At 64.4% G+C, this 8,547-nt stretch carries 7 protein-coding genes; all 7 read right to left on the bottom strand.

Going from position 1 to position 8,547, the window contains the following annotated elements:
• Nucleotides 1–67 precede the first annotated feature (67 nt).
• Nucleotides 68–1,405, bottom strand: a complete 1,338-nt coding sequence (locus P9272_RS25245) for a phosphatase PAP2/dual specificity phosphatase family protein (RefSeq protein ID WP_278162636.1) — start codon at nucleotides 1,403–1,405, stop codon at nucleotides 68–70.
• 12 nt (nucleotides 1,406–1,417) lie between these two features.
• Nucleotides 1,418–3,205, bottom strand: coding sequence for a bifunctional alpha/beta hydrolase/class I SAM-dependent methyltransferase (locus P9272_RS25240; protein WP_278162635.1), 1,788 nt, complete (start codon nucleotides 3,203–3,205; stop codon nucleotides 1,418–1,420).
• Nucleotides 3,206–3,242: 37 nt separating this feature from the next.
• Nucleotides 3,243–3,851, bottom strand: coding sequence for a CDP-alcohol phosphatidyltransferase family protein (locus P9272_RS25235; RefSeq protein WP_278162634.1), 609 nt, complete (start codon nucleotides 3,849–3,851; stop codon nucleotides 3,243–3,245).
• 151 nt (nucleotides 3,852–4,002) lie between these two features.
• Nucleotides 4,003–4,908: a glycosyltransferase family 2 protein gene (locus P9272_RS25230; RefSeq protein WP_278162633.1), complete on the bottom strand. Its 906-nt coding sequence runs from the start codon at nucleotides 4,906–4,908 to the stop codon at nucleotides 4,003–4,005.
• Nucleotides 4,905–5,651 carry a glycosyltransferase gene (locus P9272_RS25225; RefSeq protein WP_278162632.1) on the bottom strand — a complete coding sequence of 249 codons (747 nt, stop codon included), beginning with the start codon at nucleotides 5,649–5,651 and terminating at the stop codon, nucleotides 4,905–4,907. Before P9272_RS25225 ends, P9272_RS25230 begins: the two co-directional genes overlap by 4 nt.
• Complete coding sequence (locus P9272_RS25220) at nucleotides 5,642–6,532, bottom strand: glycosyltransferase (protein WP_278162631.1); 891 nt, start codon at nucleotides 6,530–6,532, stop codon at nucleotides 5,642–5,644. The genes P9272_RS25225 and P9272_RS25220 overlap by 10 nt, the downstream gene beginning before the upstream one ends.
• Nucleotides 6,529–8,223: a glycosyltransferase gene (locus tag P9272_RS25215; RefSeq protein WP_278162630.1), complete on the bottom strand. Its 1,695-nt coding sequence runs from the start codon at nucleotides 8,221–8,223 to the stop codon at nucleotides 6,529–6,531. Before P9272_RS25215 ends, P9272_RS25220 begins: the two co-directional genes overlap by 4 nt.
• Between the last annotated feature and the right edge of the window lie 324 nt (nucleotides 8,224–8,547).

The following is an 8,547-nucleotide window of genomic DNA, read 5'->3' as shown; positions in this document are numbered from 1 at the left end:
CCCCTTACGATCCCCAAAAACACCCCGCCGCAAACGCCTTGCTCACAACAGGTTGACACAGGAAGTCTCATGCCGGCTCGTCCAGTCCCACCTGAAGATGCACCGGCCGGCCGGAGGCGGCGAGTTGCTTGCGCGCCTGCGCCGGCGTGCGCGAGCGGCCGGTCGCGACAAGCCAGCGGGCGACGACGGTGGCGCTGCGCTGAAAGCCGAGCGCGCAGCAGACCAGTACGGTGCCTTGCCGGCGCGCCGGCTCGATCGCCGCCACCGCCTGGTCGAGCGTGTCGGCGGGTGGCGGCAGAAGATCGAGCATGGGAAAGCTGACCCACCGGCCCGACGCGTCGCCCGGCCGCTCCAGCTCGGCGGCGAGATCGATCACCGTGCCGAAGCCATCTGCTTCGGCCACGTCGGGAAATCGCCCGAGGAAGACGCCGTCGGTGACGGCAACCACCGGCGGCAGCCTGCGCGTCCAGGCCCAGACGTTGACCCTGGCGCCCAGCCGATATGGCCAGAGCAGGATGCGGCTTGCCAGTGACACGCGGCCGTTCGCCGTCTTCTGGAACACTTTTGGCCCGGCACCAGCATAGCCGAAAGCGACGATGGCAAGTGCCAGTGATGGCCACAAAAGCACAAGCGCGACAGCCGAGAAGAAGGCGCCGATGGCTGCACCGGCGAGCGCCAGAACCGCGCCCAAAGCGTAGTAGAGAGAAAGGCGCCGAGCCTTGGCATCGGTCGTCACGTGGAAGCCTGCGAAGGGCAGCTCGCCCTTGGCCGGAAACAGCCATAGCGCGAAGAAGCCGAGCAGGGCGCCGGTCGGAATGTCGATGAAATGGTGCTGCCATGTCGTCAGCACCGAGGCGCCGATCAGGAAGCACCAAAAATGCCAGCCCGTCAGCAGGGGGCCCGAAAGCCGTCTGCGCCAATGATCCCAGATGATCACCAGAAGCGCGATATGCAGGGAAGGCGCCTGGTTGAACGGCTTGTCGAAGCCGCCGAGCACGGCAAACATAATGCCGGGCAGGCCGGTGGTCGCCGGCCGCAAGAAGGTGGCGGTCAGCGGAAACAAGAGGAAACAGGACACGGCGACGACCTGCGCGGTCAGGTAGCGGCCGGCCAGCCGATTCACTCGTTGCGTGCTGTCGTTGAGCAGCAGCGACAAGGCGTAGAACAGGTTGATCGACCAATAGGGCACGATCGTCCAGGCGAGGAAGGGAACGTGGTGCTCCCACGAGAAGACGATGCTGCCGACATATCGGCGCGTCGAGGCCAGCCAGTTGGCTAAGCCGTAGGTCGAGTAGAAGAATGGCGCAAGGAAGGCGAGCCACAGCGCCGCCCGAAGGACGACACGTCCATAGGGTTCGGCGGCTGCGCTGGCTGAAAGTGGCGGGGGCTCGGCGCTGGCGGGCATGCGTGGACAGTCCTAAACCCGCCTTGCCAGCGAGACGGTGAAGATCCCCCACTGGTCGATGCGCTGGTCGAGCTTCTCGAAGCCGGCGGCCTCGACCAGCTGATCCATCTCGGCTTGCGTGCGCCGCCGCATCACCCAGGCCTGGCCGCCGCGATGCGAGGTCAGGCTGCGCGCGATCATTTCGAGCTGCGGATGCCAGGGCTGGTTGGTGTAGATCAGCAGGCTGCCTGGCTGCATGGCGCGCGCCAGGCCGCCCAGCGAACGGGCAATCAGCGCATTGTCGGAGAAGAGCTCGTAGAGGCCGGAGACGATGGCAAGATCGGGCGCCGGGTTAAGCGCGGCGAGCCCGTCGTCATCGAAGGCATCGGCGCGGCGGAACGAGACGCTGGCGGGCAATTGCCGATCGGCGATCAGCTTGCGGCCAAGCTCGACATTGAGGTCCGAATAGTCCTGCAGGCGCACGCTGGCCGGCTGCTCGGCGGCTTTGCCGATCGCATCGAGCACGTAGCGACCGTGGCCGGCGGCGATGTCGAGGATGTGGCCTGGCCGCCCCGCCGCCCTCAGCGTTGCCAGTGCTTGGCCGATCAACTCTTCGAGGTTGAGCTTGCGCTGGCGGATGCCGCGCCAGCCGATGGCGTCGAGGAAAGTCCTGTCGACCATGCGGCCGATAGGTCCGAGGCCACGCGCGTCGTTCTCGTAGACATAGTCCAGTGTCGAACCGGAATCGAAGCCGGTGCCGATGCCGATCTTCATGCCGCGCGAGAACCAGCTGCCGATGCGGATGAAGGCGCGGCTCATGGCCCAATAGAGGCCACTGGGCGACAGAAGATCGAGCGGCGAGGCGAGCCTGTCGGCCTCGTCGCGCGTGTAACCGGCGATGTCCGCGTGCCTCAGGTCGACAGCTTCGGCCGGCGACGCGAATTGTCCCTCGATGAATGGGCGGATCAGGTCGAGCGCCTTGGCGCGATCCCGCTCGCCCAGCGTGTCGTGGAAGAAGCCCGGCAGCACATGCCTTTCCTTCACACGGCTGCCGAGATTGACGAAGAACTCGTGCTGGGGGGCGTGCCGCACCACCCAATCGCTGCCGGACAGCAGAAGCAGCGTCGGCACGGTGATGGCGCGGGCGTCGGAGACGATGCGGGTCGCATGCTGATAGAGCTCGACCAGTATGTTGGATGCGATCGGACGCGTGATGAGCGGATCGTTCTCGAACGAGGCGATGCGCACCGGGTCATGGGTGAGCAGGCTCGCCTTGACGTAGGAATTGACGAAGAAGCGTCCCTTGATCTTTTGCCACAGCGCGATGCTCTCCTTGGCGAAGGGCACGTAGAGCTTGACCGAGAAAGCGGGCGAGGCGAGCACCATGGCGCGCAGTTTCGGCGCATAGTCATGAACCCAGGCGGCGGCGAGCACCGCGCCGAAGGATTGCGCGATGAGCGCGATGTTCTGTGCGCCAAAGCCGTCCTTGGCGGCGATCTCGCGCATGAGGCAGTCGATATCGCGCACAAGCGCGGCGAAAGACGGCGCGTAGCCGCGCTCGCCGGCGGAGCGGCCGTTGCCGCGCGCATCCCAGGCATAGAAGGCGCAATCGGGCATGCTGAGTTCGTCGACCAGATGCGCCATGCGGCCGCCATGCTCATGGCCGCGATGGAAGAGCACGATCGCGCCCTTGGCCTCGTCGGAAACCGCTGGCCAGAAACGGTAGAAAATCTCAGTGCCGTCATGGCTGCGGAAGCTGCGTTCCTGCGCCTGCCGCGCAGAACTTTCCGCCGGTGCTGCTGCGATCTGTTCGTGGAGCATGCTGTTCCCCTCGGACGGCATGGCGGAGCCTCAATGCTTAGCCGGAGCTGCCAGTAAGACCGGCACGTATCCGGTTTATGGCGGTCAGCAGCGAAAGCGTAGCCATGGCCGGAAACACAAACGGCGCGATCGCGGCCGGCCAGAGCCCGACGGCACACAAGGCTGCTACCACGCCGAGCCCCAGCGCCCTGTCGCTCTTGCCGAGAGGACCTGCATAGTTGCGTCCGATGCCTGCGGCGATGCCGAGCACGCCGGCGAATTCGGCAAGCATGGCTGCCATGGCAAAGGCGAGGACTCCCCAATGGCCGAATTGCGCAAAGGCCGTGAAGGGCAGGATAAGCGCCAAATCCGAAATGACATCGCAGATCTCGTTCAGATACATGCCCAGGGTGGAAGCCTGGCCGTGTTCTCGCGCCAGCATGCCGTCCATCGCGTTGAACGCCATGCGCACGAACAGCACCAGGGGGATGAGCAGCAGAAGCAGGTGCGAACCCGATGCCGCCGCGATCGCCATGCCGGCTGCGATTGAGAGCGCGGCGGCCAGTAAGGTGATGAAATTGGCCGTCACCCCCATGGCCGCCAGCCGACCGACAAGCGGCCGCAGCCTGTCCTGGAAAGCCGGCTTCAGCGCATAGAGCGTCGGCATTGCGTGATCCCCCGATCCACGGCGCAAGCTTTACCATGAGCAAGCTGAGAGGCGCTAGCATCCGGCAGAAAACGCAGTGAATTTTCAGACGGTTGAGGCCCTTGCTATCAATGTGTCGCCTGAAACGGGTCCGGCGGGAAAGTCCCAACGGTCAGTGCCGCCGTCTCCACACACGTCGCCGGATCCATCGGCTGATCTCGCGCGGAACGTTGCGCATCGGGACCGTCTTCCATGTCTGCTTGCCGGGCACCGCCAGCGCGATCGGCAGTGAGAAGGCGCCGTTGAGCGGTTGTTGGCGACCAAGCCGTTCCCAATGGATAAGGCCGCGGACGATGCGGTCCCAAGCGAGCACAGTCGCCACGGCCGTCGAAAGCTCGCCGTCTTGCAGCGGTTCGTGCCGCCTGGCGAATTCGGCATAGGCCTCGGCAACGTAGCTGCCGAAATCGAAATTGGCTGGATCGGCATCATAGTCGTCCGTCAGCGCGTAGCGCAGTTGCCTCTCCAAGAACGAGGCAACGTCGGCATAGTTCTCGTGATGGATATGCAAGCAATGCGGCGGTTCCAGCCGGCGAAGCCGCAGGGGCCCCGTCAATACCGTGGGCAGGTGATGATGGCCCGACTGCCAGGCGACGGTTCCCTTGCGAAAGAAGCGCACCTGATGGTCGGGATAAAAGCCGGACCCCCGCATGATATGCCCGGCAACGGAATTGAAGCGCGGCAGCGCAAAGGCGTCGAAATTCGCCCCGTGCTCTCGGATCAACTGCTGAAGCGCTTCGTACGCGTCGGCGGCGAGGTACTCATCGGAATCTAGCACCAGGATCCACTCCTGGCTCGCCTCGCCGAGATACTGGTTGCGGATGGGATCGACCGCGTCGACGACGGGCGTGTTCAACACCCGGCAGCCGGCGGCTTGGGCGATCTCGATCGTCGCGTCGCGGCTTTGCATGTCGATGAGGATACGCTCCGCCGCCCAACGCGTGCTGTCCAGCAGCCGTGGCAAGGTGGCTTCTGAATTCCGCGTATGAACGATCAGCGATATCGCGTGTTCCCGCGTCACCCGTTCTCATCCCCATCGATTGCGTAGCGCCCCCGCCAGCGCTCGAAGAACAGTCGTCGCGACGCCTGATGGCGATCGGGCCGCCGGTCGGAAAAGGATTCCAGATGCAGCGAATCCTGACCTTGCGCGCAGGCGATCCGGATGCCCAGATGTCGCGCTCGCAGGCACAGATCGGCATCTTCGTACCCGAAGGGAAACGCCTCGTCGAAGCCGCCAAGCGCCGTGAAGACGGCGTGATCGATCAATAATGCGGCCCCTGTTACCGCTTGCGGAAAGCTGGTCGCCCGCGCGACGATGGCGGTGGGCCTGCCGTGGTGCTGATGATAGGGTCCGCGTTCGCCGCCGTCGAACTTCACGCCGCAATGCTGGATCGTATCGTCGGGCAGGACGAGCCGGGTGCCAGCTATACCGGCCTTGTGCTCGCGCATGACGTCGAGCATTTCCGCTATCGCCTCGGGGTGGATAAAAACGTCGTTGTTGAGGAAGAGGTAGCGCCGGGCGGGCATTTCGCGGGCCCCGCGGTTGCAGGCGGTCGAGAACGAGTGGGGTCGGTCGAAACGCACGATCCGCACGCTGGCGACGCCGAACTCGGCGAGGCGATAAGGTGTGAGGGTGCCGTTGTCCACCACGACGATCGCCGTGCCGGGGAGCTTTGTCAGCGCCAGGGCACGCTCGAGCATCGTCAGGCAGGTGCGCAGCAGCGCAACCTGGCCGTAGGAGGGAATGATCGCCGTCAGTTCCATGAGAAGACGTTTCGCAAGCCCGCCTGCATGGCGTCGCGCAGTTTCGCGCGCTGCGCCGCGATGCGATAACGGCCTGCCATCGCGACGCCCTTGTCGCGCAGCATGGCGCGGATGCCGCGGGCATCGTCTGCGCTGAGCCCGGCCAGCACCGTCGGCAGCTCGACTGGAGCGGCAATCCGCGCAGTGTCGCCATCCATGAGATATTCCATTCCACCCAGGACCGGGACAGAGACGACGACGCATCCCGCAGCCATCGCTTCGAGCGCCGGCAGTCCGAACCATTCGGCCTCGGCCGTCGCCAGGAAGTAACCGCATCGTTTGAGGATGGCGGCGCAGGACGCTTCGTCGCTCTCCCTGATCGGCAGATAGCGCAGATGTGCCACGCGCTCCATCGTCGCCTCGGCTATCGCCTCGCCGCGTCGCGGCATATAGGCCGCCTGCCGCTCTTCCTTGGGCGTGCCATCGTAAAAGAAGACGTCGGAGATCGAGATGCCGACTTCGATCGACTCGCGCCCCGTGACGGCATTGACATAACGTGCAGCCTGACTCCAGCAGGTGAGCAGGATGACATCCTTGTCCCGCAGCACGGGATCGATCAGGGGGTCCGTCCCCTGGCAATGAAACACCAGCCGGGCGCCCGTGGCCTTGAGAACGGGATAGTCGTGCGGAAGCGAGAAGATCAGAGTGTCGTTTCCGTTGACCTTGGCGATGATCTCCTCCCGGCTGACCACCGGCTGGTCCGATCCGAACCAGCGGGGCGCCATTCCGCGGGGTGTTGCGACCGCGACCGGAAGGCCCATTTCGCCAAGTAGGCGCGCGAACTGAAAGCCGACCTTTATGCCGCCGTAAACCCCTATGCCGGGCAGGACGTAGTAATTCATCCGCGTGCCGGGGTGCTGGTGACAGCGCGGTGTCCACGCCGCAGCACGTCCTTGACCGCCCAACGACCGTGTAGAATCGAGCGCAAGGCTGTAAGCGCAAGAGCGAAAGTCCGGCCGTAATGCAGGCGGGCAAACTGGATCCGCGCATCGCCGAGCATCTGTGCCCTGAGGGCAGGGACGACGTCGGCGCCATGCTGGCCGAAATGCGGCAGGACCTGATCGAGCTGGACGATATCGAGGCCCCGCTTCGCTATCTCGAACCCGATCGCGACGTCCTCCATATAACAGAAATAGCGTTCGTTGAAGCCGCCGAGCCGCTCGAAACAGCCGCGACCAATAAAGAGAGCCGCAGCGAGCGGCCAATTCCAGCTGGCGCAATCATAACCCGGCAACCGCTTCAGTCGCTCGGCCAGCCGGACCTTGCCATGACTGCGCAGAATGTCGGCAATGAGTTTGATGCGCGAATAACCCGGCTGTTTGCCTGCCGTTCGCTCTCCCTGCCAGTCGATATAATCGGGCACCGCTATAGCTTCGGGCTTGGCCTCAACAAGCGCCAGCGCCGCCTCCGCCGCCGCGAGCGTCATCACGCAATCCGGGTTGAGAAAACAGAGATGGTCGGCGCGCGCCGCCATGGCACCGCGATTGGCCGCGGCGGCAAAGCCCTCATTGCGCATGTTGCGCAGGATCGTCACGCCGGGCCGCGTAATCCTTTCGAGCGTGTCGTCCGTCGAGCCGTTGTCGACCACGATGATCTCGATTGGCAGGTTCGCCGAGAGATCGGCAAGCTTGTCCAGGCAATAGCCAATCACCTTGCTCGAATTATGCGTGATGACAATAAAGGCAAGCGCGGCAGGCTTGTCAGCCTCCGGCACGGCCGGAACCTGGGCGGCGTTGACCAGCGCGTGCATCGCCATGACCGCTTCCGTGTCCGGACCGTTGCAGAAATTGCTGAAATGGGCAATCAGCGCGCCCTGCTGCGGAAAGCCGTCATCCCAGTGGCGGCAGTGGTTCCACTGCCAGGGAAGCTCGCGCCGCCGCTCCGGGGCCAGCGTGTTCGTCCATATCTGGAAATAGTCCTGGTCGGCCACCATTTGCCCGCCGATCGCATGGTCGGGCGGCAGCCGCCGCAGGCATGCGGTCGTCCAGTCGAGGAAGCGCCGCAATTCGCTGGCGCGGGCAATGACCACGCCGCTGTTGAAATAGCGGAAATCCTCTTCGCGGGGCGCGGCCAGGGAGCCGTCGACGAACGCCAGGGTATAGTTACGGTAGTGTGCAAGGAAATCGTGTCGGCCCATGGCCGATCCGGCGATACCCGTCTGCTCGACCATCGCCATGCCGCCATCCCCGAGCGCGTCGGCGACATCGTGCGCCGCAAGGGGACGCACGAGCACCGCATCGGCATCGACCTGCAGCACGATCTCCGCGCCGGACCGTTCGAGGCACCATGTCAGCGCCTCGAATTTGGCGAGAAAGCCGCTCGCCCGGCTGGATGGGCTGGTTGTGCCGACTAGGTTGAGTTGTAGGCGCGGCGAACGTGGCAGCAAGGCCGCCGAGTCTGGATCCGTCGTCACGTAGATTTCGAAGTCACTGTGGCGCAGAAAAGATGTCAGCGCCTCGCGGGCCGCCAGTGAGTAGGCTGGCTTGCCGAGCGCGAGTATGCATATGACGACCTTTCGCTGCTCTCTGTCCATCCCTTCCAACCGTCAGATCGCGCGAGCCGGCAGACGCGATCCGCGCCTGCTTCTCGGCTCCGTTGGCATATGCTTGAGCATTGAATTCAGGCCCCCGAACGCCTGGTGAATGGTGGCGGCAGTCTGTCCCGATCCCCGCGCCGTCGTCAACAGGCGTCGAGTTCAGGGTGGCGGAGGAGGCCGGGCCAGTCGAGGCGGCGACGCTTTGCCGGTTTCGTCGCGGCAAGAAGCTTCACCGGTCGCTAACCATGAATGCATCGAATGCCTGATATGTCGTTTTGCCGGTTTCTTGCACAAAGCTTCCACTTGAATAGTAAGCACGCT

This window comes from Mesorhizobium sp. WSM4976, from assembly GCF_029625685.1.
Taxonomy (GTDB): domain Bacteria; phylum Pseudomonadota; class Alphaproteobacteria; order Rhizobiales; family Rhizobiaceae; genus Mesorhizobium.
The sequence above is the reverse complement of the archived record's forward strand: the minus strand, read 5'-3'. Positions and strand labels throughout refer to the sequence as shown.

Bases quoted from the DNA above. Each gene is read 5' to 3' on its own strand.
- P9272_RS25215 (WP_278162630.1), bottom strand. From the start codon at position 8,223: ATGGACAGAGAGCAGCGAAAGGTCGTCATATGCATACTCGCGCTCGGC.
- P9272_RS25220 (WP_278162631.1), bottom strand. From the start codon at position 6,532: ATGAATTACTACGTCCTGCCCGGCATAGGGGTTTACGGCGGCATAAAG.
- P9272_RS25245 (WP_278162636.1), bottom strand. From the start codon at position 1,405: ATGCCCGCCAGCGCCGAGCCCCCGCCACTTTCAGCCAGCGCAGCCGCC.
- P9272_RS25225 (WP_278162632.1), bottom strand. From the start codon at position 5,651: ATGGAACTGACGGCGATCATTCCCTCCTACGGCCAGGTTGCGCTGCTG.
- P9272_RS25235 (WP_278162634.1), bottom strand. From the start codon at position 3,851: ATGCCGACGCTCTATGCGCTGAAGCCGGCTTTCCAGGACAGGCTGCGG.
- P9272_RS25240 (WP_278162635.1), bottom strand. From the start codon at position 3,205: ATGCTCCACGAACAGATCGCAGCAGCACCGGCGGAAAGTTCTGCGCGG.